Source organism: Kineococcus gurbantunggutensis (assembly GCF_050871925.1).
Classification (GTDB): Bacteria; Actinomycetota; Actinomycetes; order Actinomycetales; family Kineococcaceae; genus Kineococcus.
Genome location: NZ_JBJLSG010000023.1, coordinates 24593 through 49838 on the forward strand (window position 1 = coordinate 24593; position 25246 = coordinate 49838).

Consider the following 25246-nt stretch of genomic DNA (forward strand, 5'->3'; position numbering starts at 1 on the left):
CGCTCGCACCGGTCGCGGCGCTGCTCAGCGGGGGCGCCCGCGCGGCACCCACGCCGCCAGGGCGGCCGCGGCCCCCAGCGCCAGCAGCGCCACCCCGCCGCCGGCGACCGCCAGCCCGGCGGCCCCGGCGGCCGCGCCCACCAGCAGCGGCCCGGCGGCCACGCCGGTGTCCGTCACCAGGCGCCAGGCGCCGAGGAACTGCGCGCGCCGCCCGGGCGGGGCGGCGTCGGCGCCCAGCGTCATCACCAGCCCCGCGCCCATGCCGTTGCCCAGCCCCATGAGCGCCCCCACCAGCGCCACCGCGCCGGCGGAGTGCGCCAGCGGCAGCAGCGCGTGCGCGGCGCCCAGCACGAGCATCGAGGGCACCCCCACGGCGCGGCGGCCGAAGCGGTCCATCACCGCGCCCGCCGGGTAGAACAGCGCGGTGTCCACCGCGCCGGACAGGCCCACCACCAGGCTGGTGGCGGTGGCGTCCAGGCCGGTCTGCTCGCACCACAGCGGCAGCACCGTCTGCCGGGACTGGCGCACCGCCTGCACCGCCAGGCCCGCCGCGCCCAGCGTGCCCAGCAGCCGGGCGTGCTCGCGGGCCACGGCCAGCACCCCGGCCCGCCGCCCCGGCGCCGCGGGGTCGCCCCCCGCCGCGCCCGGTTCCGGCGGTGCCTGCGGGTCGGGCAGCACGAGCACGACGACGGCCGCGGCCAGCACCGCCAGGCCGGCCACGGCGTAGGGGCCGGGCCGGCCCAGGGCGGCGCTGCCGGCGGCGCCGGCGAAGGGCCCGGCGAACAGCCCGATGCGCCCGACCCCGCCCAGGGTGGACAGCGCCCGGGCCCGCACGTGCACCGGCGCGGCCGCCGTCAGGTACGACTGCCGGGCCAGCCCCCACACCCCCGCCGCCAGGCCCAGCGCCAGCGCGCACAGCGCCAGCACGGCGACCGAGCGGGCCAGGGCCGCACCGGCCAGGGCGGCGGCCGAGCCCGCGGCGGCCGCGAGCATCGCCCGGCGCTCGCCGACCCGGGCCGTCAGCGCCCCGGCGGGCAGGGCGCCGGCGACCTGCCCCACGCCCAGCAGGGCGACGACGAGGGCGGCCACCGCGACGGGCGCGCCCACGGCGCGCGCGGTCAGCGGCAGCACCGGCAGCACGGCGCCCTGGCTGGTGCTGAACAGCGCCGCCGGGGCGTAGACGGCGGCCAGGGCGCGCCAGGAGCGGTCCCAGCCGGTGCTAGCCAGCGCGGCCGGGCCGGCGGGCGGGCGCCGGGCGGGGCGCGGGGACGGTCACGGCGCCAGCGTGCCGCACGGGCGCCGCCCGCGCCCGTGCGGCGCTGGCGGGGTCAGCGGGCGGGGTCAGCGGGCGGGTCGGCCGGCGGGGTCGGCCGGCGGGGTCAGCCGGCGACGACCTCGTCCAGGTGCAGCACCCGCAGGACGTGGTGCAGGAAGGGGCGCACCCCCTGCAGGTGCAGCTCACCGCCCGCCGCGCGCAGCCTGACGCGGGCGGTGAGGACGGCGTCGATGCCGCGCACGTCGCAGAAGACGACGTCGGCCAGGTCCAGCTCGAGGTCGTGGCGCCCGCGCCGCACGGAGCCGTCGACGGCGTCGAGCAGCAGGTGGGCGGTGGAGGCCTCCAGCTCGCCGCGGGCGCGCAGGTGGGCGCAGCGCGGGCCGGGGCCGTCGTCGAGGGCGAGGTGCAGCTGCGCCTCGTCGGCGTCGGCCGGGTGGGGCCCCCGGGCGGCCGGGGTCAGCGGGAAGCGGGTGTTGAGGGGAAGGGCGGGCACGGGCACCCCCGTCGGTGCGGCCGCGCGGCGTGGCCGTCGCGCGGCTCGGGCGGCTGGCGTTTCAGCCGCCCCCACCGTAGACCGCCGCGCAGCGGGCGTCGATCCCCCTCACCCGCGCACCGCCCCGCGCGCCCGCACGTCCACCGCGCCGGCGGCCGCGGTCCCCGCGTCCGGCAGCACGACGGTGCGCGAGGCGGGCGGCACGAGCACCGCGGGGGCGCGCAGCGTGCGCAGCGGCAGCGCGGCGGCGTCCGCGGTGGCGGCCACGACGAGGTCGCCGACGTGGGCGCCGCGCGCCACGGCGTCGCCCAGGCGGCCGTGCACGAGGTCGGCCACCACCGGGCGGCGCGAGGCGGCGGCCAGGCGCTCGCGGGTGGTGCGGTGCCGCTGCAGCGCCACCGGGGAGCGGCGCGCGCGGCCGGGCGGCTCCGGCGGGGAGGTCCAGGCGGTGAGCAGCCGCACCCCGCAGCGGGTGGCGGCGGCGCGGCGGGCGGTGAAGTCCACCGCAGCGTCGGAGGCGGCGGCGAAGGCGGCGTCGGAGACGACGAGCAGGCGCCGCGGCGCGGCCAGCACGGCCTGCGGGCCCACCAGCACGACGGGCACGGGCGAGCGGGGCACGCAGCGGCGCAGCACGTGCCCGTCGCCGGGGCCGAGGGCGGCCACGCGCCGGCCGCAGCCCAGGACGAGCCAGCCGCCGGCGGCGGCGGCCACGAGCAGGCCGGTGGCGGCGTCGCCGGTGACGACGGAGGTGGTCACCGGCGGGCACCGTCCCGGCAGGTGCGCCAGCTCCTCGGCCAGCGCGGGCGCCAGGGAGGCGGAGGGCAGGACGGTCAGGCGCGGCGGCGGGCCGCCGCGGGTGCGCGCGGCGGGCTGCGGCTCGCCGTGCGGGGGGTCGACCGCGACGACGTGCACGGCCCCGCCGGCGGCGGAGGCCTCCAGCAGCGCCCAGCGCAGCGCGCGCCGCGAGGCGCCGGAACCGGACCAGCCGACGGTGGTGCGCCCGCCGGGCGCCCCCCGATCGAGCACGCCGGGGGTCTGCTCGTCCACGACACCGCCTCCTCGCGGTCCGGGGGCGGGGCGCGGTCCCACCCTGTGCCGATCGTCCGCCTCCCCGGGCGCTCGCACAACAGGGCGCCGGGCGGGCGGGGCGACGCGCTCCGGCGCGCCGGGGGTGGTTGAACGCGGGATACCCTTGCCGGCTGGATCTGGCCCGGGCGCGAGGAGCAGAATTGGCGGAGCGGCAGGGCGCGGACGGCGCCGTCACGGTCGTGGAGAACGGCAAGGGCCTGCGGCCGGCGGCCCTGGGGTTGTGGGGGAACACCGTCATCGGGCTGGGCGCGACGGCGCCGGTGTACAGCCTGGCGGCGACCCTGGGGTACGTGGTGCTGGCGGTGCACGACAGGGCGCCGGCGATGTTCCTGGTGGCGTTCGCGCCGATGCTGCTGGTGGCGTTCGCCTACCGGGAGCTGAACCGCGCGGCGCCGGACTGCGGGACGACGTTCACGTGGGGGACGAAGGCGTTCGGCCCGTGGGTGGGCTGGATGGGCGGCTGGGGCGTGGCGGTCTCGGCGATCATCGTGCTGGCGAACGTCGCGGAGATCTCCGCGGTGTACACGCTGCGGTTCCTCGGGCTGGGCGGCGCCGCCGACCACCCGGTGCTGCGGGTGCTGCTGGGCGTGGTGTTCATCGCGGGGATGACCTGGGTGAGCTACCGCGGCATCAAGATCTCCGAGCAGGTGCAGAACGTCCTGGTGATCGTGCAGTTCGTGGTGCTGGGCGTGCTGGCGGTGGCGGCGCTGTACCTGGTGCTGACCGGCAACGCCGGCCCGCAGGCGGTGCGGCCGCGCTGGGAGTGGTTCTCGCCGGTGGGCGTGAGCGCCTCGGCGGTGGCCGAGGCGGTGATCCTGTGCGTGTTCATCTACTGGGGCTGGGACGCCTGCCTGGCGGTCACCGAGGAGACGCGCGACTCCGGTTCCACCCCGGGCCGGGCGGCGCTGCTGGCCACGGTGATCCTGCTGGTGACGTACGTGCTCGTCGCGGTCGCGGTGCAGGCGTACGCCGGTTTCGGCGACACCGGCATCGGCCTGCGCAACGAGGAGAACGCCGACGACGTGCTCAGCGTGCTGGGCGACCCGGTCGGCGGGGCGGTGGCCTCCTCGCTGCTGCTGCTGACGGTGGCGGTCTCGGCGGCCTCCTCCACGCAGACGACGATCCTGCCGACGGCGCGCGGCACCCTGTCGATGGCCGTCTACGGCGCCCTGCCGCAGCGGTTCGCGCGGGTGCACCCGAAGTACCGCACGCCCTCGTTCGGCACGGCCGTCATGGGCGCGGCGGCGGTGGGTTTCTACGTGGTGCTCTCCGTGGTGAGCCAGAACGCGCTGCAGGACTCCATCGCCTCGCTGGGCCTGGCGGTGGCGTTCTACTACGGGGTCACCGCGTTCTCGTGCGTGTGGTTCTTCCGCCGGACCCTGACCCGCTCGGTGCGCGACGCGCTGATGCGCGGGGTGTTCCCGCTGGTGGGCGGCCTGGCGATGCTGTGGGCGTTCGGGCAGAGCGCGGTGGACATGCTCGACCCCGAGTACGGCAACACCCGCTTCGGGACGCTGGGCGGGGTGTTCGTCATCGGCGTGGGGATGCTGGTGCTGGGGATCCCGCTGATGCTGCTGTGCGCGGTGCGGCTGCGGGCGTTCTTCCGCGGGCAGACGCTGCGCGAGGACACCCCCGTGCTGGTGCCGGACACCGGTGAGCCGCCCGTCGGCGGTCTGTGAGCGCAGGTGCCCCGGCTGCGCCCGGTGCGGGTCAGGCGAGGACCCGCACCGGGCGCAGCCGCGCGTCCAGGACGACCGCGCCGCCGGTCGCGCCCACCTCCAGGTGGCCGCGGTCGGCGCGGCCCAGCAGCCGCGCGGGCGTGCTCGTGACGGCGGCCAGGGCGTCCTCGAGCGGGACGCCGGCGTCGGTCACGGCGAAGCGCAGCGCGCGGTCCAGGGTCAGGGTGCTGCCGGCGATGGCGCCGCCGCCGGCCAGGCGGGCCACGCCGGCCTCGACGACGGTCTCCAGCCCGCCGAGGCGGTAGGTGCCGTCGGGCGCGCCGGCGGCGGCCATCGCGTCGGTGACCAGGGCGGTGCGGCCCGGCCCGGCGCTGCGGGCGGCGTGGGCCACGGTCAGCGGGTGCAGGTGCACCCCGTCGGCGATGAGCTCCACGGCCACGCGCTCGTCCTCCAGCAGCGCCAGCACCGGGCCGGGGTCGCGGTGGTGCACCGGCGGCATGGCGTTGAACAGGTGGGTGGCCAGGCGCGCGCCGGCGTCGACGGCGGCGCGGGCGACGGCCTCGTCGGCGCCGGTGTGCCCGACGGCGGCCACGGCCCCGTGGCCGGCGACGCGCTCGACGGCGGCCAGACCGCCGGGCAGCTCCGGGGCCAGGGTGACCGCGCGCACCAGGCCGGTGCGCAGCAGCCGGTCCACGTCGGCGGGCTCGGGCTCGCGCAGCAGGGCGGCGTCGTGCGCGCCGCGGTGGTGGGGGCTGAGCCAGGGGCCCTCGAGGTGCACGCCGGCCAGGACGCCGTCGGCGACGAGGTCCTCCAGCGCGGCGAGGGTCTGCGCGAGCTCGTCGACGGGGCGGCTGACGAGGCTGGCGACCAGGGTGGTGGTGCCGTGCGCGCGGTGCAGCGCGGCGGCGGTGCGCGCGGCGGCGACGGCGCCCGCGCCGGTGCCGCCGAACTCCGCGCCGCCGCCGCCGTGGCAGTGCAGGTCCACGAACCCCGGCACGACGAGCCGGCCGCGCGCGTCGACGACCTCCGCGGCGGAGGCGGCGGTGGCGGCGGGCGGCTCGCCGGCGCCCAGGGCGAGGACCTGCCCGCCGCGCAGCAGCACCCAGCCGCCGGGCAGGGCCCGCCGGCCGGTGCGCACGTCGCCGCCGGTGAGCAGGACGGTGCCGGTGCTCACCGGGTCTGGGTGACCTTCCGCAGCCCGCGGGGGGCGTCGGGGTCCAGCCCGCGGGCCACGGCCATCTCCAGCGCCAGGCGCTGCAGGGGCACGATCTGCACCACCGGCGCGAGGTCCTCGGGGATCCCGGCGGGCACGGCCAAGCGCACGGTGGCCCCCGGGGCCAGGCCGGGCGGGGCGACCGCGCACACGTCGGCGCCGCGCTCGCGCAGGGCGTGCAGGACCGGGGCCATCGCCTGCCCGCCGGGGCCCTCGGGCACGACCGCGATGACGGGGCGGTCGGCGTCGACCATGGCCAGCGGGCCGTGCATGAGGTCGGCGGCGGAGAAGGCCTGCGCCGACAGGTACGAGGTCTCCATGAGCTTCAGCGCGGCCTCGCGCGCGGTGGGGTAGGAGTACCCGCGGGCGGTGACCACCAGGCGGTCCACGAAGCGGTAGCGGGTGGCGACCGCGGCGACGTCGTCGGCCTCCACGGCGCTGCGCAGCAGCCCGGGCAGGGCGTGCGCGGGGTCGGTGCCGGCCCCGCGCCAGGTGGTGACCAGCAGCCACAGGGTCAGCAGCTGGGCGGTGTAGCTCTTGGTGGCGGCCACGGCCAGCTCCGGGCCGGCGTGCACGTCCAGGTGCAGCTCGGCCGCGCCGGCCAGCGGCGAGGCGGGGTCGTTGGTGACGGCCAGGGTCAGCGCGCCGGCGCGGCGGGCGGCGGCGGTGGACTCCACCAGGTCCGGGGAGCCGCCGGACTGGCTCACCGCGATCCACAGCACCCCGCGCAGGTCCGGGGTGGCGCCGTAGACGGTCAGGGTGGAGGTGGAGGTCAGCCCGGCGGGCAGGCCCAGGCCGACCTCGATCAGGTACTTGGCGTACAGGGCGGCGTGGTCGCTGGTGCCGCGGGCGGTCAGCAGCACGGTGCGCGGGGCGGCCTCGCGCAGGCGGGCGGCCACGGCGGCCAGCTCCCCGCCGGCGGCGGACAGGACGCGCTCGGCGACCGCGGGCTGCTCGGCGATCTCGGAGCGGACCAGGTGGCCTCGGGGCGGGGTGCTCACGCGGGTCTCCCGGGGACGTCGGTGAAGGAAGTTGACACGAACGTACACGCCGATGAAAGTTCTTGCCAGAGCCCGGCGGGCGACCGTCCCCGCCCGGCGCCCCGCCGTCCCGGGAGGGTCCACGTGCCGAACCCCGGCGCCCCGCCGCCACCCGGCGCGCTGCGCACCCACCTGCTCGGCGCCCTGCCCGGCGCCACCGCCTCCGGCGCCCGCGTGCTGCGCGCGCTGCTGGACGACCCCGCCGGCGCCGCCCAGCTCACCGTCACCGGCCTGGCCGGGCGCGCCGGCACCAGCGAGGCCACCGTCGTGCGCACCGCCCGCGCGCTGGGGTTCGCCGGCTACCCCCAGCTGCGCCTGGCGCTGGCCGCGGCCGCCGGCGGGGCGGGCGGCGGGGCGGGCGCCGACGAGCCCATCGCGCTGATCACCGGCGACCTCGCCGAGGGCGGCGACCTCGGCGCCGTCGTGGCCACCCTGGCCGCGCTGGAGCGCGAGGCCGTCACCGCCACCGCCGCCGCCCTGGACACCGCCGCCCTGGCCGCGGCCGCCGCCGCCCTGGCCGGCGCGCGCGTCGTGGACTGCTACGGCGTGGGCGTCTCCGCGCTGGTCGCCCGCCACGTCGACCTGGGCGCCTCGCGGCTGGGGCTGCTCAGCCGGCTGCGCACCGAGCCGCACGCGGCGCTGGTCAGCAGCGCCCTGCTGCGCCCGGGCGACGCCGCCCTCGTCGTCAGCCACTCCGGGCGCACCCGCGAGGTGCTGGCCGCCGCCGGGCGGGCCCGCGAGCGCGGCGCGAGCGTGGTGGCCGTGACGGGCTCGGCCACCGGCCCGCTGGCGCGCACCGCCGAGCACGTCCTGGTCGCGGCCGGGCGCGAGACCGCCTACCGCGCCGGGGCCACCGCGGGACGGGCCAGCGCCCTGTTCCTGGCGGACTGCCTGCTGGCCGCCGTCGCCCAGCGCCTGGGCGCCCCGGCGGTGGCGGCGCTGCGGGCGACGTACGAGGCGGTCGGCGAGCGGGAGGGGCGACGGTGAGCGGCACGATCGGCACGAGCGGTGAGGACGGTGCGGGCGGTGGGGACGGTGCGGGCGGACCGGGCGGGACGGGCGGGACGGGCGGGACGAGCGGCGCGGGCCTGGACGCGCTGACCACCGAGGCGCTGGACGGCGCCGGGGCGGACCTGGACGCGATGGGCACGCTGGACCTGGTGCGGCTGGTCAACGACGCCGACGCGCAGGTGGCCGCCGCGGTGCGCGCGCAGCTGCCCGCGATCGCCGCCGTCGTGGACGCCGCCGCGGAGCGCATGGCCCGCGGCGGGCGCCTGGTCCACGTCGGGGCGGGCACCTCCGGGCGCCTGGGCGTGCTCGACGCCGCCGAGGTGCCGCCCACGTTCGGCACCGACCCCGGCGTGGTCGTCGGGCTCATCGCCGGCGGGCCGGCCGCGCTGACCAGCGCCGTGGAGGCCGCCGAGGACGACGCCGGCGCCGGCGCGCGCGACGTGGAGGCGCTGGGCGCCGGGCCGCTGGACACCGTCGTGGGCATCGCCGCCAGCGGGCGCACCCCCTACGTGCTGGGGGCGGTGCGCCGGGCCCGGGAGCTGGGCTGCCTGACGGTGGGGCTGTCCTGCAACGCGGGCACGCCGCTGTCGGCGGCGTGCGAGCTGGCCGTGGAGGTCGTCGTGGGCCCGGAGGTGCTGCGCGGCTCCACCCGGATGCGCGCGGGCACCGCCACGAAGATGGTGCTCAACACGGTCTCGACGCTGACGATGGTGCGCCTGGGCAAGACCCACGGGAGCCTCATGGTCGACGTGCGCGCCACGAACGCCAAGCTGCGCCGGCGCGCGGTGCGCATCGTGCAGGCGGCCGCCGGGGTGGACGGGGCGCGCGCCGAGGAGGCGCTGCGCGCGGCGGGCTGGCACGCCAAGACGGCGATCGCGGCGCTGGCGCTGGGCGTGGACGCCGACGCCGCGCGCCGGGCGCTGGAGGCCGCCGGCGGCCGGCTCTCGCGGGTGCCGGGGGTGCGCTGATGCGCGTGCTGGGGATGATCTCGGGCACCTCCCACGACGGGATCGACACCGCGGTGGTGCGCTTCCGCGCCGAGGGCGCGCACCTGCGCGGGCGCGTGGAGCACACCGGCTCGGTGCCCTACTCCCCCGCGCTGCGCGCGGCGCTGGTGGCCGCGCTGCCGCCGAACCCCTCCAGCGCGGCGGCCCTGTGCGAGCTGGACACCCGCGTCGGGCAGGAGTTCGCCGCCGCCGCGCTGGCGGCGCTGGCGGCGCTGCCGCCGGGCACGGCGGTGGACGCGGTGTGCAGCCACGGGCAGACGGTGCACCACTGGGTGCGCGACGGGCGCGCGCTGGGCACCCTGCAGGTGGGGCAGCCGGCGTGGATCGCCGAGGCCACCGGCCTGCCGGTGCTCTCGGACCTGCGCGCCGCCGACGTCGCCGCCGGCGGGCAGGGCGCGCCGCTGGTGCCGTTCCTGGACCGGCTGCTGCTGGCCCCGCTGACCGCGGCCGGGCGCCGCGCCGGGGCGCTGAACCTCGGCGGCATCGCCAACGTCACTGTGTGCGCGCCCGGGGAGGCGGTGCGCGCCTGGGACACCGGCCCGGCCAACGCGCTGGTCGACGCGGTGGTGGCCGCCGACCCCTCGGTGCCGGGCGCCTTCGACCGCGACGGGCGCCTGGCCGCCGCGGGCACCGTGGACGAGGTGCTGCTGGCGCACCTGCTCACCGAGCCGTACTACGCGCGCCCGGCGCCCAAGAGCACCGGCAAGGAGCTCTTCCACGGCGGTCACGTCGCCGAGGCGCTGGCGCGCACCGGGCGCCGCCCGGACCTGCCGGACCTGGTGGCCACGCTGACGGCGCTGACGGCGGTCACCGTCGCCGACGCCGTGCGCCCGGCGCGCCTGGAGCGGCTGCTCGCCTCCGGCGGCGGCGTGCGCAACCCCGTCCTGCTGGCCGCGCTCGCCGAGCGGCTGCCCGGGGTGGCCGTGGTCACCAGCGGGGAGCTGGGCTGCCCGCCCGACGCCAAGGAGGCGGTGGCGTTCGCGCTGCTGGGCTGGGCGGGGCTGCACGGCCTGCCCGGCAGCGAACCGGGGTGCACCGGCGCGCGCGGGGCGCGAGTGCTGGGGCGCGTGACCCCGGCCCCGGACGGTGGCGTGCCCCGCCCGGGACCGGTGGCGCCGCCGCGCTCGCTGGTGCTGGAGCCCGCCGCCGGCTGAGCGGCCTCAGCCCCGCCGGGGCGGGCCGTGGTGCTCGGGGGCGCCGGGGTGGGCCAGGTCGCCGAGCAGGGCGGGGTCGCGCCCGGCGAGCGGGCCCTCGGCGGCGTCGCCCTCCTCCGGCTCGGGGTAGCCCGGCGGGGTCTGCGCGGTGCCCGGCTCGCCGGTGGTCTGCGCGGGGCCGTTCGCGGCGGCGTCGCCGGCCACGTCGGACGCGTCCGGCCGCGCGCTCTGCTGCGGGCGCGGTTCCAGCGGTGCGCTGGTCATGCTCTCGGCCTCCTCGGGTGGTGCGTTCCCCGGGCATCCTTCGCCGGGCGCGCGCGGCCCGCACGTCGGACCGCCGCGCCGGCCCGCGCGGCGGTCCGCAGGTGTGGGGACCGTTCGCCCGGGGTACTTCCCCCGTGGGACCGTCCAACGGCGCGGCGTCCTCGACGAGGTGGAGGACGGTCGTGGACGGAGCGTCGGGCAGCGGTGTCGAGCTCGGGCTGCTGGGTGAGGGGGCGCTGCGCGCGGCGCGGCGCCTGGTCCGGCTGGAGGCGGAGCGGTGCGGGCTGGGCGAGCGCGGCGACGACGCCGCCCTCGTGGCCGCGGAGCTGCTGGAGGGCACCGAGGGCGGTGCCGTGCCCACCGCCGTGCGCGTGGGCGAGGCCGACGGCGGCCTGCTCGTCGGCGTCGACCTGCGCGGCCCGCGGGTGCTGCACCTGAGCGAGCACTCCGAGGCGCTGGTCTCGGGGCTGTCCTCCTCCTGGGGCTGGGAGGCGCGCCCCGGCGGTGTGCACGCCTGGTCGCACGTGCCCGGCAGCGGGCGCTGAGCCCTCCCCCGGCCGCGGGCGTCAGGACACGCCGGGGCGGCGCGCCGGCGCCGGGCGGTCCTCGGCGGGGAACTGCGGCACCGCGCGCAGCAGCGGCAGCAGCCCCGGGCTGGTCGTCAGGGCCGCGAACGCCGTGGCCACGTCCACGCCGTGCCCGGGCACGTCGAGGACCCGCACCGCGTCCCCGGCGCGCACCTCGCCCGCGCGCAGCACCCGCAGGTACGCGCCCGGCACCCGCGCGGCGGTGAACCGCGGCAGCCAGCGCCGCTCGCCCAGCCACACCGCGAACGTCACGCACGGGATGCGCGGGCAGCTCACCTGCAGCAGCGCGGTGCCCACCTCCCACGTCTCCCCGATCACCGCGCCGGTGACGTCGACGCCGGCGGTGGTGAGGTTCTCCCCGAACACCCCGCAGCGCAGCTCGCGGCCCAGCTCCGCCGCCCACGCGTCGAGGTCCTCGCGCGCATAGGCGTACACGGCCTGGTCGTCCCCGCCGTGGTTCGCGGTGTCGCTGACGTGGTCGCCGGCCAGGCCGCTGCCGCCGACGCCCTTCGGGCCGGGCGCGCGCACCGCCACCGGCCCGTCCACCGGGCGCTTGTCGATGCCGCTGGTGCCGCCCTTGGCGGCGACCGGGCGTTCCCGCCCGACGTTCACCGACACGACCCGCCCGCCCGTGGTGCCCACCCGGCGACCGTACGGAAACCCCTGGCGGTGCGTCACCGGGTTTCTGGGAGGGTGAGCCGGTGCCCTCCCTGGTCGAAGCCCTGGTCCCCGCGCGCCTGGGCCGGGGCTTCCGCTGGCTGCTGGCCTCGGGGTGGGCCAGCAACCTCGGCGACGGCATCGCCCTGGCCGCCGGCCCGCTGCTGGTGGCCTCCACCACCGACGACCCGTTCCTCGTGGCGCTGGCCGCCACCGCGCAGTGGCTGCCGCCGCTGCTGTTCAGCCTGTGGGCGGGGGTGCTCTCCGACCGCCTGGACCGGCGCAGGATCGTCGTCGCGGTGGACGCGGTGCGCGCGCTGGTGCTCGCGCTGCTGGTGGTGGCGATCGCCACCGGCCGCGCCCCGGTCGCGGTGGTGCTGGTGGCGCTGTTCCTCGTCGCCACCGCGGAGGTGTTCGCGGACAACACCTCCAGCACCCTGCTGCCGCTGCTCGTGGCCCGCGAGGACCTGGCGGCCGGCAACGTGCGGCTGCAGACGGGTTTCATCACCGTCAACCAGCTCGCCGGCCCGCCCCTGGGCGCGGCGCTGTTCACCGCGGGCGCGTTCCTGCCCTTCGCCGCGCAGGCGGCGCTGATGGCGCTGGCCGCGGTGCTCGTCAGCCGGCTGGTGCTGCCGCCGCGCCGGGGCGGGCGCCCCCGCTCGCGGGTGCGGCACGACGTGGCCGAGGGGCTGCGCTGGACGGCGCACCACGCCGCGGTGCGCACGCTGGTGCTCACCGTCTTCGTCTTCAACACCACCTTCGGCGCCGCCTGGTCGGTGCTCGTGCTGTACGCCACCGAGCGCCTGCGGCTGGGCGAGGTCGGCTACGGCCTGGTGACGACCGTCGGCGCCGTCGGCGGCCTGGTCGGCACCCTGGCCTACGGGGCGATCACCCGGCGGGTCAGCCTGGGGAACCTCATGCGCGCCGGCCTGGTCGTGGAGACCCTCACCCACGCCGCGCTGGCCCTGACCACCTCCCCGTGGGTGGCGCTGCCGGTGTTCCTCGTCTTCGGCGTGCACGCCTTCGTCTGGGGCACCACCTCGATCACCGTGCGCCAGCGCGCCGTGCCCGCCGAGCTGCAGGGCCGGGTGGGTTCGGTCAACGCCGTCGGCACCTTCGGCGGCCTCGTCATCGGCTCCGGCGCGGGCGGTCTGCTCGCCCGCGACCTCGGCGTCACCGCGCCGTTCTGGTTCGCCTTCGCCGGCTCGGCGGTGTTCCTGGTGCTGGTGTGGGGGCAGCTGCGGCACGTCGCCCACGCCGACGAGGGACCGGGTCCGCAGCCGGCGGCACCCGCGGGCTGAGGGTCCCCCGGCGCGCGCGCCGGGCGCGGCGCCTGCCACGCTGCTGACCGTGGCGACCGAGGTCTCGCAGCGCAGCTTCACCACCGGTGCCGGCACGTTCACCGGCACCGGCGACGGCAGGGTCGTGCGCGTGCGCGGCGTGCTCTACGCGCGCGCGCAGCGGTTCCGGCCCCCGGTGCCGCTGACCGCGGCCGACGGGGCCGTGCAGGACCCGCGCCCGGCGGTGGCGTGCCCGCAGCTGCCGGACCCGGCCGAGGCCAAGCTGGGCGACGCCTACGCGGGCGTGGAGTTCGACGAGGCGTGCCACCGCCTGGCGATCACCGTGCCCGAGGGCGCCGGCCCCGGGGACCGGCTGCCGGTGATGGTGTGGGTGCACGGCGGTTCCTACGTCACCGGCGGCGGCGACCTGCCGGTGTACGACCCCGCCCTGCTGGTCGCCGAGCACCGCGTCGTCGTCGTCAACGTCACCTACCGCCTGGGCGTGCTCGGCTACCTCGCCTCCGCCGACGGGCGCCGGCACGCCAACCTCGGCCTGCTGGACCAGCTCGCGGCGCTGCGGTGGGTGCGGGAGAACGTCGCCGCGTTCGGCGGCGACCCGGGGGCGGTGACGGTGTTCGGCGAGTCCGCCGGCGGCGACGCCGTCGCCCACCTGCTGGCCGCCGACGGCGCGCGCGGGCTGTTCCGCCGGGCCGTGGTGCAGAGCGCCCCGCTGGGCGTGCGCCGCCGGCGCGAGCGGCTCAAGGCGGCGATGGACCTGGCCGTCGGCGACCTCGACGAGGACGCGCCGCTGGAACGGGTCCTGGCCGCCCAGCGCGCCGCCGAGGCCGCCGCGGGGCGCTTCGGGCTGCGCGGCGCGATGCCGTTCGGCACCCAGTACGGGCACGCGCCGCTGCCCGCGGAGGCCGAGGTCGAGCAGCGCTGGCGCGAGGCCGCCCCGCACGTGGACGTCCTGGTCGGCACCACCGCGCAGGAGACGAGCTTCTTCGCCGACGGCGTGCCGGTGCTGGGCGCCCCGCTCGTGGGCCCGGTGCTGCGCCGGGCCGGCGTCGCCGCCACGACGGAGGCGGTGTTCGCGCGCCCGAGCCGGCAGCTGGCCCGCCTGCTGGCCGCCGCGGGCGGCACCGCCACCGAGTACCGCGTGCCCTGGCGCCCGCGCGGCAGCCGCCTGGGCGCCACGCACACCGTGGAGCTGCCGCTGCTGTTCGAGGACCCCGACGCCTGGCGCGGTGCGCTCGTCCTGGGCGACGCGGACGCCGAGGAGGTGCACCGGGCCGGGCTGGTGGTGCGGGCGGCGTGGGCGCGCTTCGCGCGCACCGGGGACCCCGGCCCGACGCGGGACCCCTCGGTGCTGCGGCTGCGCACCCGCTGACCGCACCGCACCGCACCGCACCGCGGGGAGGTGCTGCCGAGGTCGCCCGGGGGCGTTGTGGCGCCGGGCCCCGCAGCCCCATGCTCGGTGCGTGACGCCGCACCGCTGGCCGCCGGCCGCGCCCCCGGACGAGCTGGGCGCCGTCGTGCACGGGCCCGTCGTCCTGGCCCGCGCCACCGGCATCGTGGCCGGCCTGCGCTGCGTGTTCGCCCACACCGGCGGGCTGCTGCTGCCGTTCGTGCTGCGCGCCCGCGGCGTGCAGGCCGAGGCCGCCTGCCGGCAGACCTTCGGGCACCTGCGCGAGCCCGGCCCGGACGGCGGCGGCGCGGTGTCCTGGTCGCTGCCGCAGGTGCACGTCGAGGTCGACGGCCTGGCCGGGTTCGCCGACTCCTCCGGGGGCCCCAGCTCCGGCGGCGACGACGACTTCGAGATGCAGGCGCGCTACTGGATCGACCGGCTGCCCCGCGACGGGCGGCTGGGCATCGGCGTCGCCTGGCCCCGGGCGGGCCTGCCGGAGTCGCGCACCGTCCTGGAGCTGGGCGACCTCGGCGACCTGCACGAGCGGGTGCTGCCGCTGCTGTGAGCAGCGCGCGGACCCCGGGCCGCGACGAGCTGGACGAGCTCGTGCGCGCCGCCGAGCACGCCGGGCGGGAGGCTCTGCCCGTTGCACGGTCGCGCGCTGACGCCCCTCAGCCGTCGTGGGACGCCGGTGGGCGCCAGCGCCGCGCCCCCGCGGCGAAGGCCAGGGTCAGGCCCGCGCACACCCCCAAGGGCCACTGGCCGCCCTGCCCACCGGCCAGGAACGAGGAGGGGACGAGCAGCACCAGCACGGCACCCGACACGGACGTCCCGATCAGGCTGATGATGAACAGCGACGACGCCTTCACGGTTCGAGCCTACGCACGCCGCCGTGCTGGACTGCGCCGGTGCACCACGTCGTCACCGCGGCCCTCGTCAGCGCCGGCCGCGTCCTGCTCACGCGGCGCGCCCGCACCCGCAGCGCCCACCCGGGGCGCTGGGCCCTGCCGGGCGGGCACGTGGAGGACGGCGAGCCGGAGGTGCGGGCCCTGCGCCGGGAGCTGCGCGAGGAGCTCGGCATCGCCGTCAGCGCCCGCGCGGTGCAGCCGCTGGCGCGCCTGCACGTGCCCGCCGACCGGCCCGGCGAGGGGCTCTCCCTGAGCACCTGGCGGGTGCGGCGCTGGCGGGGCACGCCGGTGAACCTGCGCCCTGACGAGCACGAGGCCCTCGCCTGGCTCGGCGCGCGCGAGCTGGACGCCCTCCCCCTCGCCCACGACGAGCAGCGCGAGCTGCTGCGCGCGCTGCTCAGGGGGTGACGACGCCGCTGAGCGGCGTCGAGCGCGCGAGCAGCGCCGCGATGACGAAGGCCCACCCGCCGCGCAGGCGCCGGGAGCCGGGCGCGTGCTGCGGGCGCCCGGGCAGGGGGCCGGACAGCAGCAGGAACGCCGCGGGACCCAGGGGCAGGGAGAGCAGCCAGAACCACGCCCAGCGCGTGGCCCACCACGGCTGGGGGGCGCCGACCAGGACCGCGAGCGTGCCCAGCACCTGCACCAGCAGCAGCACCACGACCCAGCCGTGCACGGTGGTGCCCAGCACGTCGGCGGACAGCTGGCCGCCGGTGCGCTCCACGCGCTGCACGGGCACCCCGGGCTGCCAGGCGCGCACGGCCTGCCCGAGGTCGCGGGTCGTCACCGGCAGCGCCGCCCCGCCGCCCGTCGAGCCGGGGGCCGTGCCGGTGGGCGATCCCGGGCTGACGAGGCGGACCTCGGTCAGGTGCAGCCGCCAGCCGTCGCGCCAGCGCACCTGCTGGACGACCTCGCCGGTGACCCCCGCCGGCAGGTCGCCGCTCACCCGCACGCTCGACAGGCGGCCGGCCTGCGCGGCGTCCCGCAGCTCCTGCACGCCCGCGGCGCGCTCGCCGCCCACCAGCGCGGCCAGGAGCACCACGAGCGAGAGGACCAGCAGCGCGGCGCGCACCCCGGCCCAGCCGCGCCACGGTGCGCGCGCCGGCGCCAGGGGGGCGGGGGGCGCGTCCAGCACCCGCACGACGCTAGCGCCGCGCGCGCCCGCCCGCAGCGGCCTCAGCCCACCTCGTGCGCCCAGGCGCCGGCCCACTCGTCGGCCTCTCCGGAGGCCAGGGCGTCGCGCAGGTCCAGCAGCGCGGTGAGCCGGTCCGCGCCGAGCCCGGCCATCGCGACGACCGCGGCCGCGCGGAAGGCGTCGTCGTCCAGGTCCTCGCGGGTGAGCCGGTGCAGGTCGGGCAGGTCGAGGGCGGTGCGCGGGTGCCCGCGCCAGCGCTCGACGCGGTCCCACAGCTGGTCGGTGGAGGGGGTGGCCATGCGTGCCTCGCTCGTCGTGCCCGTCGGGGTCGCGAGGCGCGCTCCCCGCGGCGGGCGCGGGAGCCGGTCGCCGGGCCGTGCCGTCGGGCCCGGACCGCCTCGCACTCCGTTCAACACCGGGCGGGGGCTCCCGCGACCCGCGCGGGCGTGTCGCGTGCGTCACGTCCCCGGGGCGGGGCTCGCCCGGACGGCGGGCGGGCACCGGGCCCACCCCCGCGCGCCCGTCACACTGTCCAGCGTGGCACGACAGCCCTGGTGGCGAGCGACGAAGACGCTGGAGCAGTCCAAGCGGAGCGGCATCCTCTACGCGGTCGCGGCCGCGCTGGCCTGGACCGTGGGGCACGGCGACGGCAGCGCCTTCACGTGGCTCCTGAAGATCACCTTCACGCTGGTGGCGCTGTACTTCCTGGCCGCCTGGTACGTCAGGCGCTCCCGCGAGGAGGAGGCCGAGTAGGGCCCCGCTCCGCGGGCGTCAGACGGGCAGGTCGACGCGACGACCGGCCCCGACCTCCCCGCTGTCGTCGGTGCTGACGACGGCGTAGGCCCCGGCGGGCACCCCGTCGCGGGCGGCGACGCGCGAGGCGCCCCGCAGCAGCTGCTGCTCGGGGCGGCCGGTGACGAAGAAGACGTACTCGTCGCCGACCTCCTCCCCGTCGTCGAGCACCTCCAGCTCGCCCGCCTCCTCCAGCGCGGCCAGGTGGTCCTCGACCTCGTCGATCCAGGGGTACTGGTAGTCGCCGTTCGCCGCGGCGGTGGCGGGGGTGAGGGGGACGTGGATCTCCACGACGAGCCGGGTCACGTGGTCCACGGTGGCACGGGGGACCGACACGGGGCTCGTCCCGCCCTCAGCAGGCGTAGTGCAGCAGCAGCGAGCCCGCCGGGGTGGAGCGGGCCTGGACCAGCCGCAGGCCGTGGACCGGGGTGGCGGTGCCACCGCCGGTCGCGTCGCCGCCGGCCGCGTCGAAGAGCGTGCGGCCGGAGCGCGCCAGGGAGGCGGCGACGACCAGTCGCAGCTCGTCGACCAGCCGCGCCTGGAGGAGCGAGCGCGCCAGCGTGGTGCTGCCGTGGACGCCGATGTCTCCGCCCCGACCCTCCTTGAGGCGGGCCACGTGCTCGGCGGCGGGTGCGGTCACGAAGGTCGAGCCGTGCCAGTGCCGGGAGGGGCGGGTGGAGGCGAAGACGTGCTTGGGCGTGCCGTTGATGAAGTCCGCGAACGGCTGCACGGTCGAGGTGAGCCAGTACCCGGACCAGTACTCGTAGGTGCCCCGGCCGAGCAGGACGGTGTCCTGGGTGGCGATCACCGCGGCGAGGTCGTCGAAGACCTCCCGACCGGTGTCGGACATCCAGTCGCCGGGCTCCTCGGACACCCCGTCCAGCGAAAGCAGGTGGTAGACGACGACCTTGCGCACGTGCCCTCCTCAGCGGTCCTGCGAACCCTCGCCCGAGCTCCCGGTGAGCCCCGGGGGTGGGGACCGGGTGGGCCGGCGCGACTCACCGGTCCGCGCCGCGCAGCGCTCCCGGGCGTCTCCGGGCCTCGCCGGCCGGGGACCGGCCGTCGGGACCGGCCGTCGCGCCCGGGAGGTCAGTCGAGGCAGAACTCGTTGCCCTCGACGTCCTGCACGACCAGGCAGGACTCGTCCCACCCGTCGGCGGGCAGCAACCGGACCCGCACCGCGCCGAGGGCGACCAGTCGCGCGCACTCGGCCTCGAGCGCGGCGACGCGCTCGGCACCGACCAGGCCGGTGCCGACCCGCACGTCCAGGTGCAGCCGGTTCTTGACGACCTTCCCCTCGGGGACGCGCTGGAAGAACAACCGCGGACCCGCCCCGGTGGGGTCGACGCACGCCGCCGCCGCCCCGCGCCGCTGCGGCGGCAGGGTCCGCTCGAAGTCCTCCCACGTGGCGAAACCCTCGGGCGGTGGCGGCAGGACGTACCCCAGCACCTGGCACCAGAAGCCGGCCAGGCGCCGCGGGTCGGCGCAGTCGAACGTGACCTGGACCTGCCGCACCGTCGTCACCGGCGCAGGGTAGGGCTCAGGGGTGCCCGGACGCACCGGGTGACCCGTCCCGGTCGGCGCGGGCGGGGAACGGGGAGGCGCGGGCCCGCCCCGGTGTGCGACGGTGCCGTGTGATCCGGCGAGCCGAGCTGCGCGACCTGCGGCGGTTGCGGGAGGTCGAACGGGCCGCGGGCGCGGTGTTCCGCGACGTCGGCATGGCCGCCGTCGCCGACGACGAGCCGCCCGCGCCGGCGGACCTGCGCGACCACCAGGTCCACGGGCGAGCGTGGGTGGCCACCGCCGACGACGGCACCGCCGGCGTCGCCACAGGCGTCGACCCCGACGTCGACCCCGACGTCGCGGTCGCCTACCTCCTGCTCGACGTCGTCGACGGCGCCGCGCACGTCGAGCAGGTCTCGGTGCACCCGGCGTGGGCGCGCAGGGGGCTGGGCCGGCGGCTGATCGGGACCGCGACCGCCTGGGCCGCCGGGCGAGGTTTCGCCGCGGTGACGCTGACGACGTTCGCCGAGGTGCCGTGGAACGCGCCGTACTACGCCCGCCTCGGTTTCGCGGTGGTCCCGGAGGCCGAGCTCGGCCCGGGGCTGCGCGCGGTGCGGCGCCGCGAGCGCGACCTGGGGCTGGACGCCTGGCCGCGGGTCGCGATGCGCCGCCCGGTGCCGGTGCGGGAGGGGCGGGCGCACGACTGACCGCTCGCGCCCCGTCCAGCGGTGAGGGGTTTCCACCGCGGCGGTCACCGGCGCCGCAGCGCGCGCGCCTGCCCGACCAGGTCCACCGCCGCCGCGTCCCAGGCGGGGTGGGCGAAGGTGAAACCCGCCTCCAGCAGGCGGCGGGGCACCACGCGGCGGCTCTTGAGCAGCAGCTCGGTGTCGGTGCGCAGGGCCAGGGCGCCGACCTCGGCCATGAACCGGGTGGCGGGCAGGCCGGGGCGGCGGCCCCAGGCGCCGCGCAGCGAGCGCATGAGCTCGCGCTGGGGCACGGGTCCCGGTGCGGCGACGATGAACGGCCCGTCGAGGTCGTCGCGCGCCAGGAGGAACTCCACGGCGCGCACGAAGTCCTCACCGTGGACCCAGGAGACGAACTGCCGCCCGCCGGCCACGGGCCCGCCGAGACCCAGGCGGGCCATCCACGACAGGTAGTCGAAGACGCCGCCGCGGTCGGGCGTCATCACCATCGCCGTGCGCAGCGCGACGCGGCGCGTGGTGGGGGTGTCGGCCTCGGCCTGGGCCTGCTCCCAGCGCCGGGCGATGCGCACGCTGTACTCCCAGTACAGCGGGACGTCGGGTTCCTCGCCGCCGAGGACGCCGTCCACCTCGTCGTGGGGCAGGTCGTCGCCCCGGCTGCGGGAGTCGGCGTAGATCGTGGCGGTGCTCATCTGCAGCCAGACCCGCGGTGCGCACCCGGCGCGCGCGGCGCGGGCGATCGCCAGGCCCACCGCGCGGGTGGAGTCGACGCGGGAGTCCATCATCTGGCGCAGGTTCGCGTCGGTGTAGCGGCAGCTGACGGTGCGGCCGGCGAGGTTGACGACGGCGTCGGCGCCCTCGAGCTCGGCGGCCCAGGGGCCGAGGGTCCGCCCGTCCCAGAGCACGTGGCGGACGCCGTCCTCCAGCCGCTCGGGCCGGCGGCTGAGCACGGTGACCTCGTCGCCGCGGTCGCGCAGCGCGCGCCGCAGCACCCCGCCGACCTGACCGGTCCCGCCCGGGACGACGACCCTCACCCCGGCGAGCCTAGGCCCGGGGCCCGCAGGAGGGCCGGGCGGCGGCGCGGTGCAGCAGGGGGCGCAGGTCCGCGGCGCTGCGCGCGGCGCCGAAGAGGTGCCCTTGGGCGTGGCGCACGCCCCTGCTGGTCAGGGCGGCCACCTGCTCGCGGTGCTCGACGCCCTCGGCGACGACGTGGCAGCCCAGCCGCAGGCCCAGGTCGATCAGCGTCCCGGCCAGCAGGTCGTCGCGCTCGGAGCGGCCCAGGGCGGCCACGAAGGAGCGGTCGACCTTCACCGCGCCGGGCTGGAAGCGCTGCAGGTGGCTGAAGGAGGCGTAGCCGGCGCCGAAGTCGTCCAGGGTCAGGTGCACGCCCAGGTCGCGCACGCGCTGCAGGGCGGTGTCCACCTCCGCGCCCGCGCCGGGCAGGCACGTCTCGGTCAGCTCCAGGATCAGCGCCTGCGCGGGCAGGCCGGACTCGGCCAGGGCCTGCGCGACGACCTCGTGCACGTCCGGTTCGTCGAGCTGGCGGCCGGAGACGTTCACGGCCAGGTAGAGGTCGGCGGCCTCGGGGACCTCGCGGCGCCAGCGGGCCACCTGGGTGCACGCGGTCCGCAGCACCTGCCGGCCCAGCGGGACGACCAGGCCGCTGGCCTCGGCCAGCGGCAGGAACGCCGCCGGGGGCAGCAGCCCGCGCTCGGGGTGCTCCCAGCGCACCAGCGCCTCCACGCTGATCCAGCGGCCCGTGGTCAGCTCGACCACGGGCTGGTAGTGCACCGCCATCTGCCCGGCGTCGATGCCGGCGCGCAGCCGGTGGCTGCCGGCGAGCACGTCGCGGGCGTCCAGGCCGGCGGCGGCGTCGGCGCGGCGCAGCTCGAGCACCTCGGCGACGGCGGTGGCCAGGCCGGCGAGCACCTGCACGGCGCCCGCGTCGAACTCGCGCGGGACGCGGTCCAGCACGCACAGCACGCCCAGCACGAGCCCGTCGCGGCCGGTGACCGGGGCGCCGGCGAAGGCGCGCAGGTGCTCGGGCCCGGTGACCATGGGCAGGTCGGCGAAGCGCGGGTCGGTGGTGGCGTCGGGCACGACCAGCGGGTGCCCGCCGAGCACGTGGCCGGCGAAGGACAGCTCGCGCGGGACCTCGTGGTGCTCGTAGCCGACGAGGGCGCTCAGCCCGGGGGCGGACTTCAGCCACAGCCGGTCCTCGTCGAGCAGGGAGACCACGGCGGCGGGGGCGCCGAGCGCGCGGGCGGCCGCCGCGCTCAGCGCGTCCAGCGCCGCGTCGGCCCCGGTGCCCAGCACCTGGTAGCTGCGCAGCGACGCCAGCCGCTCGGCCTCCCGCGGGTGCTGCGGTGCTGCGGGCACGCCTCCCACCTCCCCCCTGCTCCACCGGCACGTGCGCGCCGGTCGCGCCCCGGGAGTCGACCCACCGGGGGACGACCGGCTCTTGTCACCCTAAAGGGGGACACGCTGACGCGGAGGGTGTTCGCGCAAACACCGCTGGTCGCGCGGGCGCGCCGTCAGGGGCGCGCGCCGCAGGAACCGCCCGGCCCGGCGCCGCGGCGCAGCGCCCGGCCCGGCAGCGCCTGGGTGCGCCGGCCGTCGGCGATCACGGGCACGCCCGCGACCAGGACGTGCGGGATCCCCACCGGCGTGCGCCGGGGCTCCTCGAAGGTGGCGCCGGCGGCGACGGTGGCCGGGTCGAACAGCACCAGGTCGGCGACGGCCCCGGGGCGCAGCACGCCGCGGTCGGCCAGCCCCAGCCGGCGCGCGGGCCGCGAGGTCATCCGCGCCACGCACTCCTCCAGCCCCAGCACGCCCTCCTCGCGCACGTAGTGCCCCAGGTAGCGCGGGAAAGTCCCCCAGGCGCGCGGGTGCGGGCGCTCGCCCACCAGCAGCCCGTCGCTGCCGACGGTGTGCCGGGGGTGGGCCATGATCTCGCGCACGTTGCGCTCGTGGCCGACGTGCTGCAGGACGGTGGTGCCCAGCCGGTCGCGCAGCAGCAGGTCGGTGAACTCCTCGAACGGCGCGCGCCCCGAGCGCCGCGCCAGCTCCGCCACGCTCGCGCCCACCGCGCCGGACAGCGCCGCCTCGCGCACCCCGGAGACCTGCAGGGTGTCCCACTCCACGACCACGCCGTGGCAGCCGTCGGAACCGGTGACCTCCAGGTCGGCGCGGATGCGCCGCAGCGCCCCCGGGTCGCGCAGCCGGCGCAGCGTGGCGCCCGGCCCGCCCGCGGTGGACCAGCCGGGCAGCACCGCGGCCAGCGTCGTCGAGCCCGGCAGGTACGGGTAGCTGTCCAGGGTGACGTCCACGCCGGCGGCGAGGGCGTCGTCGACGAGGGCGAGCAGCTCCCCGGCCCGGCCGGCGTTGACGCCGAAGTTCATCGTCGCGTGCGTCAGGTGCAGCGCGGCCCCGGAGCGGCGCGCCACCTGCACCGCCTCCGCGTACGCCTCCAGCGCGCCGCGCCCGTAGGAGCGGGTGTGCGGGGCCCAGAAGCCCCCCAGCTGCGCGGCCACCGCGCACAGCGCGACCAGCTCGTCGGTGCCCGCGTACATGCCGGGGCTGTACGTCAGCCCGCTGGAGACGCCCACCGACCCCTCGCGCAGCGCGGTGGCCACCAGCTCGCGCATCCGGTCCAGCTCCGCGGCGGTGGCGGGCCGGTCGCCGGTGCCGACGGCCAGCATCCGCACGGTGCCCTGCGGCACGAGGTGGCACACGTTGACGGCGGCGCCGGCGTCGACGCGGTCGAGGTACTCCCCCACCCCGCGCCAGTCCCAGTCCAGGTCCTGCGGGACGCCGTTCCACCCGGCGAGCTGCTCGCGCAGCACGTCCAGGACGGCGTCGTCGACGGGCGCGTAGCTCAGCCCGTCCTGCCCGACGACCTCGGTGGTCACGCCCTGCGCGGTCTTGGCCAGGTGCTCGGGGTCGGTGAGGACGGCCAGGTCGGAGTGGGAGTGCATGTCGATGAAACCCGGCGCCAGGACCAGGCCGGCGGCGTCCAGGACGCGCGCGCCGGCGGTGGTGCCGACCTCGCCGAGCTGCGCGAGGCGCCCGTCGACGACGAGCGCGTCGCCGCGGCGGGCAGGGGCGCCGGTGCCGTCGACGAGCAGCGCGCCGCGCACCACCAGGTCGCCGGGGGGTCCCGCCACCGCTGCCGCCCCCTCAGCCGAACACCGTGCGCACGAGGTCCACCAGCACCGGCTGCGGGGCGGAGGCGTCGTCGAGCACCGGCAGCAGCTGCCACTTGTCGAACGCGGTGCACGGGTGGGACAGCCCCAGGCGCAGCACGTCGCCCACCCGCAGCGACTCCGCCTCCCCCGTCAGGCGCACGAACGCGTGCTGGTCGTTCAAGGCGCTCACGCTCGCCCCGGCAAGGGGTTCGGTGGCGCCGGAACCGCCGCGGCGCACGGCCTGCACCTCCGGCAGGCCCTCGTCGAAGGGCAGGTCGCGCTTGCCGGCGTCGGCCAGCGCCAGGCCCGGCTCCGGGCGCGAGACCACCCGCGCCCAGCCGTGCAGCGCGGAGCGGAAACCCTCCCCGCCGCCGGTGCGCGACAGCGGGGTGATGCCGCGGTAGAAGCCGTCGTCGTGGGCGACGTAGGCGCCGGCGCGCACCACCACCCGCACCGGCGCGCCGCGCTCGCCCGCCGGGTCGTGCAGCGGCGCGAGGACCTCGGCGACCAGGTCGAAGTAGGCGCTGCCGCCGGCGCTGACGACGAGGCCGCCGCCGGGACCGGCGGGCACCTCGCCGTGCAGGCCGTCGGCGACCAGCCGCTCGTGCAGGGCCCGCAGGTCCTCCAGCCAGGCGCGCACCCGCGCCAGGCTCCGCGCGGAGGCGTCGTGGGCCAGGGCGCCCTCGTAGCCGGCGACGCCGGCCAGGCGCAGGCCCGGGGCGGCGGCCACGGCGCGCGCCACCTCCAGCGCGGCGTCGAGGGAGCGGGCGCCGGTGCGCCCGCCGGGGGCGCCGAGCTCCACGAGGACGTCGAGGGGCTGCGCGGGTTCCCCGGCGGCGCGCAGCCCCTCGGAGGTCAGCCGCACCACGTCGGGGCCGTCGGCCCACACCAGGACCCGGGCCGCGCGGGGGCGGGCCAGCAGGGCCAGCACGCCGGGGTCCAGCACCGGGTAGGCGGCCAGCACCCACGGCACGCCCGCGTCCAGGGCGACGGTCAGCTGCCACGGCGTGGCGACGGTGAGCCCGCACGCGCCCGCGTCGAGCTGCCGGCGCCAGATGGAGGGCGCCATCGTGGTCTTGCCGTGCGGGGCCAGGTCCACCCCCGCCGCGCGCGTCCACGCCGCCATCGTGGCGACGTTGTGCTCCAGCGCACCGGCGTCCAGCGTCACCAGGGGCGTGGGCAGCTCGGCCAGCCCGGGCCGGCGCGCGACCAGCTCCGCGCCGGTGAGCCCGCGCGCACCCGCGGGGACCGCCTTGTGCCGCGGGCCCAGCGGCCCCACCAGCCCGGCGTCGTGGGTCACCGGGAACCGCCTCTCGCCGCAGGTCTCGTCCCCGCGGTTCTAGCATCGCGGGGCGCCCGGGTCGAGGACCCGCGCCGCCGCACCGGAACCCGACACCAGGAGGCCCCCGTGAGCACCCGCAGCGCCGTCACCACCGACCAGGCCCCCGCCCCCGCGCACACGTTCTCCCAGGGGGTGCGCAAGGGCCCGGTGCTGCAGGTGTCCGGGCAGGGCCCGGTCGACCCGGCCACGGGCGAGTACGTGCACGCCGGGGACGTGCGCGCGCAGACCGAGCGGACGCTGCGCAACGTCGAGGCGGTGCTGCGCGCCGGCGGTGCCACGTTCGACGACGTGGTGGTGCTGCGGGTGTACCTGACCGGCCGGGAGCACTTCGCCGCGATGAACGAGGCGTACGGGGAGTTCCTCACCGCCCGCACCACCGACGGGGTGCTGCCGGCGCGCACCACCGTGTTCACCGGCCTGCCGCGCGAGGAGATGCTCGTGGAGGTCGACGCGATGGCCGTGCTGGACTGAGCGGGCGCAGGGCCGTCCGAACCGGCCGGGTCCCCGGGCCGCCGCGCGCGGC

The 25246-nt window shown here is 78.7% G+C and carries 29 protein-coding genes; 12 read left to right on the top strand and 17 right to left on the bottom strand.

All coding sequences use genetic code 11. The features are described 5' to 3' along the window. Nucleotides 1-24: 24 nt before the first annotated feature. The 3 genes from ACRYR7_RS06540 to ACRYR7_RS06550 all read right to left on the bottom strand — a co-directional run bounded on the left by ACRYR7_RS06540 (nt 25) and on the right by ACRYR7_RS06550 (nt 2816). Nucleotides 25-1227, bottom strand: a complete 1203-nt coding sequence (locus ACRYR7_RS06540; RefSeq protein WP_432571296.1) for an MFS transporter — start codon at nt 1225-1227, stop codon at nt 25-27. A gap of 152 nt (nt 1228-1379) precedes the next feature. Next, nucleotides 1380-1769: an STAS domain-containing protein gene (locus tag ACRYR7_RS06545; protein ID WP_432571264.1), complete on the bottom strand. Its 390-nt coding sequence runs from the start codon at nt 1767-1769 to the stop codon at nt 1380-1382. 108 nt (nt 1770-1877) lie between these two features. Continuing rightward, on the bottom strand, nt 1878-2816 hold the full coding sequence (locus ACRYR7_RS06550) for a universal stress protein (RefSeq protein WP_432571265.1): 939 nt from the start codon (nt 2814-2816) through the stop codon (nt 1878-1880). Between the two features lie 182 nt (nt 2817-2998). On the opposite strand from ACRYR7_RS06550, the gene ACRYR7_RS06555 reads away from it, so the two are divergent. Next, nucleotides 2999-4537 (top strand): APC family permease, encoded by a 1539-nt coding sequence (locus ACRYR7_RS06555; protein ID WP_432571266.1) that lies wholly within the window; start codon nt 2999-3001, stop codon nt 4535-4537. A gap of 31 nt (nt 4538-4568) precedes the next feature. Here ACRYR7_RS06555 and ACRYR7_RS06560 read toward each other — a convergent pair whose 3' ends face one another. Beyond that, nucleotides 4569-5711, bottom strand: coding sequence for an N-acetylglucosamine-6-phosphate deacetylase (locus ACRYR7_RS06560; RefSeq protein ID WP_432571267.1), 1143 nt, complete (start codon nt 5709-5711; stop codon nt 4569-4571). Continuing rightward, nucleotides 5708-6751, bottom strand: a complete 1044-nt coding sequence (locus ACRYR7_RS06565) for an SIS domain-containing protein (RefSeq protein ID WP_432571268.1) — start codon at nt 6749-6751, stop codon at nt 5708-5710. The genes ACRYR7_RS06560 and ACRYR7_RS06565 overlap by 4 nt, the downstream gene beginning before the upstream one ends. A gap of 123 nt (nt 6752-6874) precedes the next feature. Between ACRYR7_RS06565 and ACRYR7_RS06570 the strand changes: the two genes are divergently transcribed. Genes ACRYR7_RS06570 through ACRYR7_RS06580 form a run of 3 tightly spaced genes read left to right on the top strand, consistent with a single transcriptional unit; the run spans nt 6875 to nt 9962 of the window. Next, on the top strand, nt 6875-7777 hold the full coding sequence (locus ACRYR7_RS06570) for a MurR/RpiR family transcriptional regulator (RefSeq protein ID WP_432571269.1): 903 nt from the start codon (nt 6875-6877) through the stop codon (nt 7775-7777). Beyond that, nucleotides 7774-8769, top strand: a complete 996-nt coding sequence (murQ, locus tag ACRYR7_RS06575) for an N-acetylmuramic acid 6-phosphate etherase (RefSeq protein ID WP_432571270.1) — start codon at nt 7774-7776, stop codon at nt 8767-8769. The genes ACRYR7_RS06570 and murQ overlap by 4 nt, the downstream gene beginning before the upstream one ends. Beyond that, nucleotides 8769-9962: an anhydro-N-acetylmuramic acid kinase gene (locus ACRYR7_RS06580; protein WP_432571271.1), complete on the top strand. Its 1194-nt coding sequence runs from the start codon at nt 8769-8771 to the stop codon at nt 9960-9962. The genes murQ and ACRYR7_RS06580 overlap by 1 nt, the downstream gene beginning before the upstream one ends. 6 nt (nt 9963-9968) lie before the next feature. On the opposite strand, the gene ACRYR7_RS06585 is transcribed toward ACRYR7_RS06580, so the two are convergent. Next, nucleotides 9969-10226 carry a hypothetical protein gene (locus tag ACRYR7_RS06585; RefSeq protein WP_432571272.1) on the bottom strand — a complete coding sequence of 86 codons (258 nt, stop codon included), beginning with the start codon at nt 10224-10226 and terminating at the stop codon, nt 9969-9971. A 182-nt stretch (nt 10227-10408) separates the two neighbouring features. Between ACRYR7_RS06585 and ACRYR7_RS06590 the strand changes: the two genes are divergently transcribed. Beyond that, entirely contained in the window at nt 10409-10771 is a 363-nt protein-coding gene (locus ACRYR7_RS06590; protein WP_432571273.1) for a hypothetical protein, read from the top strand. A gap of 21 nt (nt 10772-10792) precedes the next feature. On the opposite strand, the gene ACRYR7_RS06595 is transcribed toward ACRYR7_RS06590, so the two are convergent. Then, on the bottom strand, nt 10793-11455 hold the full coding sequence (locus ACRYR7_RS06595; RefSeq protein ID WP_432571274.1) for an MOSC domain-containing protein: 663 nt from the start codon (nt 11453-11455) through the stop codon (nt 10793-10795). A 59-nt stretch (nt 11456-11514) separates the two neighbouring features. Between ACRYR7_RS06595 and ACRYR7_RS06600 the strand changes: the two genes are divergently transcribed. From ACRYR7_RS06600 to ACRYR7_RS06610, 3 genes are all read left to right on the top strand, one after another. Next, the gene (locus ACRYR7_RS06600) at nt 11515-12771 is read left to right on the top strand and encodes an MFS transporter (RefSeq protein WP_432571275.1); all 1257 of its coding nucleotides are present in this window, start codon (nt 11515-11517) and stop codon (nt 12769-12771) included. A 49-nt stretch (nt 12772-12820) separates the two neighbouring features. After that, nucleotides 12821-14140: a carboxylesterase family protein gene (locus ACRYR7_RS06605; RefSeq protein ID WP_432571276.1), complete on the top strand. Its 1320-nt coding sequence runs from the start codon at nt 12821-12823 to the stop codon at nt 14138-14140. Between the two features lie 91 nt (nt 14141-14231). Next, nucleotides 14232-14723, top strand: coding sequence for a hypothetical protein (locus tag ACRYR7_RS06610; RefSeq protein ID WP_432571277.1), 492 nt, complete (start codon nt 14232-14234; stop codon nt 14721-14723). Nucleotides 14724-14829: 106 nt separating this feature from the next. Here ACRYR7_RS06610 and ACRYR7_RS06615 read toward each other — a convergent pair whose 3' ends face one another. Then, entirely contained in the window at nt 14830-15027 is a 198-nt protein-coding gene (locus ACRYR7_RS06615) for a hypothetical protein (protein WP_432571278.1), read from the bottom strand. 39 nt (nt 15028-15066) lie between these two features. Here ACRYR7_RS06615 and ACRYR7_RS06620 point away from each other — a divergent pair, with 39 nt between their 5' ends. Next, nucleotides 15067-15474, top strand: a complete 408-nt coding sequence (locus ACRYR7_RS06620) for an NUDIX domain-containing protein (protein ID WP_432571279.1) — start codon at nt 15067-15069, stop codon at nt 15472-15474. On the opposite strand, the gene ACRYR7_RS06625 is transcribed toward ACRYR7_RS06620, so the two are convergent. Both ACRYR7_RS06625 and ACRYR7_RS06630 read right to left on the bottom strand, forming a co-directional pair. After that, entirely contained in the window at nt 15464-16198 is a 735-nt protein-coding gene (locus tag ACRYR7_RS06625; RefSeq protein ID WP_432571280.1) for a hypothetical protein, read from the bottom strand. The genes ACRYR7_RS06620 and ACRYR7_RS06625 overlap by 11 nt on opposite strands. Nucleotides 16199-16239: 41 nt before the next feature. After that, complete coding sequence (locus ACRYR7_RS06630) at nt 16240-16497, bottom strand: hypothetical protein (RefSeq protein ID WP_432571281.1); 258 nt, start codon at nt 16495-16497, stop codon at nt 16240-16242. 238 nt (nt 16498-16735) lie between these two features. Here ACRYR7_RS06630 and ACRYR7_RS06635 point away from each other — a divergent pair, with 238 nt between their 5' ends. Further along, on the top strand, nt 16736-16951 hold the full coding sequence (locus ACRYR7_RS06635) for a hypothetical protein (protein WP_432571282.1): 216 nt from the start codon (nt 16736-16738) through the stop codon (nt 16949-16951). 18 nt (nt 16952-16969) lie between these two features. Here the strand turns inward: ACRYR7_RS06635 and ACRYR7_RS06640 are convergent, their stop codons facing one another. The 3 genes from ACRYR7_RS06640 to ACRYR7_RS06650 all read right to left on the bottom strand — a co-directional run bounded on the left by ACRYR7_RS06640 (nt 16970) and on the right by ACRYR7_RS06650 (nt 18514). Further along, nucleotides 16970-17305, bottom strand: coding sequence for a hypothetical protein (locus tag ACRYR7_RS06640; RefSeq protein WP_432571283.1), 336 nt, complete (start codon nt 17303-17305; stop codon nt 16970-16972). 37 nt (nt 17306-17342) lie between these two features. Then, nucleotides 17343-17906, bottom strand: a complete 564-nt coding sequence (locus tag ACRYR7_RS06645; protein WP_432571284.1) for a dihydrofolate reductase family protein — start codon at nt 17904-17906, stop codon at nt 17343-17345. Nucleotides 17907-18079: 173 nt separating this feature from the next. Then, nucleotides 18080-18514, bottom strand: coding sequence for a VOC family protein (locus ACRYR7_RS06650; RefSeq protein ID WP_432571285.1), 435 nt, complete (start codon nt 18512-18514; stop codon nt 18080-18082). A 110-nt stretch (nt 18515-18624) separates the two neighbouring features. On the opposite strand from ACRYR7_RS06650, the gene ACRYR7_RS06655 reads away from it, so the two are divergent. Then, nucleotides 18625-19200: a GNAT family N-acetyltransferase gene (locus tag ACRYR7_RS06655; RefSeq protein ID WP_432571286.1), complete on the top strand. Its 576-nt coding sequence runs from the start codon at nt 18625-18627 to the stop codon at nt 19198-19200. A 44-nt stretch (nt 19201-19244) separates the two neighbouring features. Here ACRYR7_RS06655 and ACRYR7_RS06660 read toward each other — a convergent pair whose 3' ends face one another. The 4 genes from ACRYR7_RS06660 to ACRYR7_RS06675 all read right to left on the bottom strand — a co-directional run bounded on the left by ACRYR7_RS06660 (nt 19245) and on the right by ACRYR7_RS06675 (nt 24681). Then, nucleotides 19245-20228: an epimerase gene (locus ACRYR7_RS06660; protein ID WP_432571287.1), complete on the bottom strand. Its 984-nt coding sequence runs from the start codon at nt 20226-20228 to the stop codon at nt 19245-19247. Nucleotides 20229-20238: 10 nt separating this feature from the next. Then, the gene (locus ACRYR7_RS06665) at nt 20239-21573 is read right to left on the bottom strand and encodes a sensor domain-containing phosphodiesterase (RefSeq protein ID WP_432571288.1); all 1335 of its coding nucleotides are present in this window, start codon (nt 21571-21573) and stop codon (nt 20239-20241) included. Nucleotides 21574-21728: 155 nt separating this feature from the next. Then, entirely contained in the window at nt 21729-23360 is a 1632-nt protein-coding gene (locus ACRYR7_RS06670; protein WP_432571289.1) for an N-acyl-D-amino-acid deacylase family protein, read from the bottom strand. A 13-nt stretch (nt 23361-23373) separates the two neighbouring features. Further along, nucleotides 23374-24681: an alanine racemase gene (locus ACRYR7_RS06675; protein ID WP_432571290.1), complete on the bottom strand. Its 1308-nt coding sequence runs from the start codon at nt 24679-24681 to the stop codon at nt 23374-23376. A gap of 108 nt (nt 24682-24789) precedes the next feature. Between ACRYR7_RS06675 and ACRYR7_RS06680 the strand changes: the two genes are divergently transcribed. After that, nucleotides 24790-25194, top strand: a complete 405-nt coding sequence (locus tag ACRYR7_RS06680) for a RidA family protein (protein WP_432571291.1) — start codon at nt 24790-24792, stop codon at nt 25192-25194. The last annotated feature ends 52 nt before the right edge of the window (nt 25195-25246 follow it).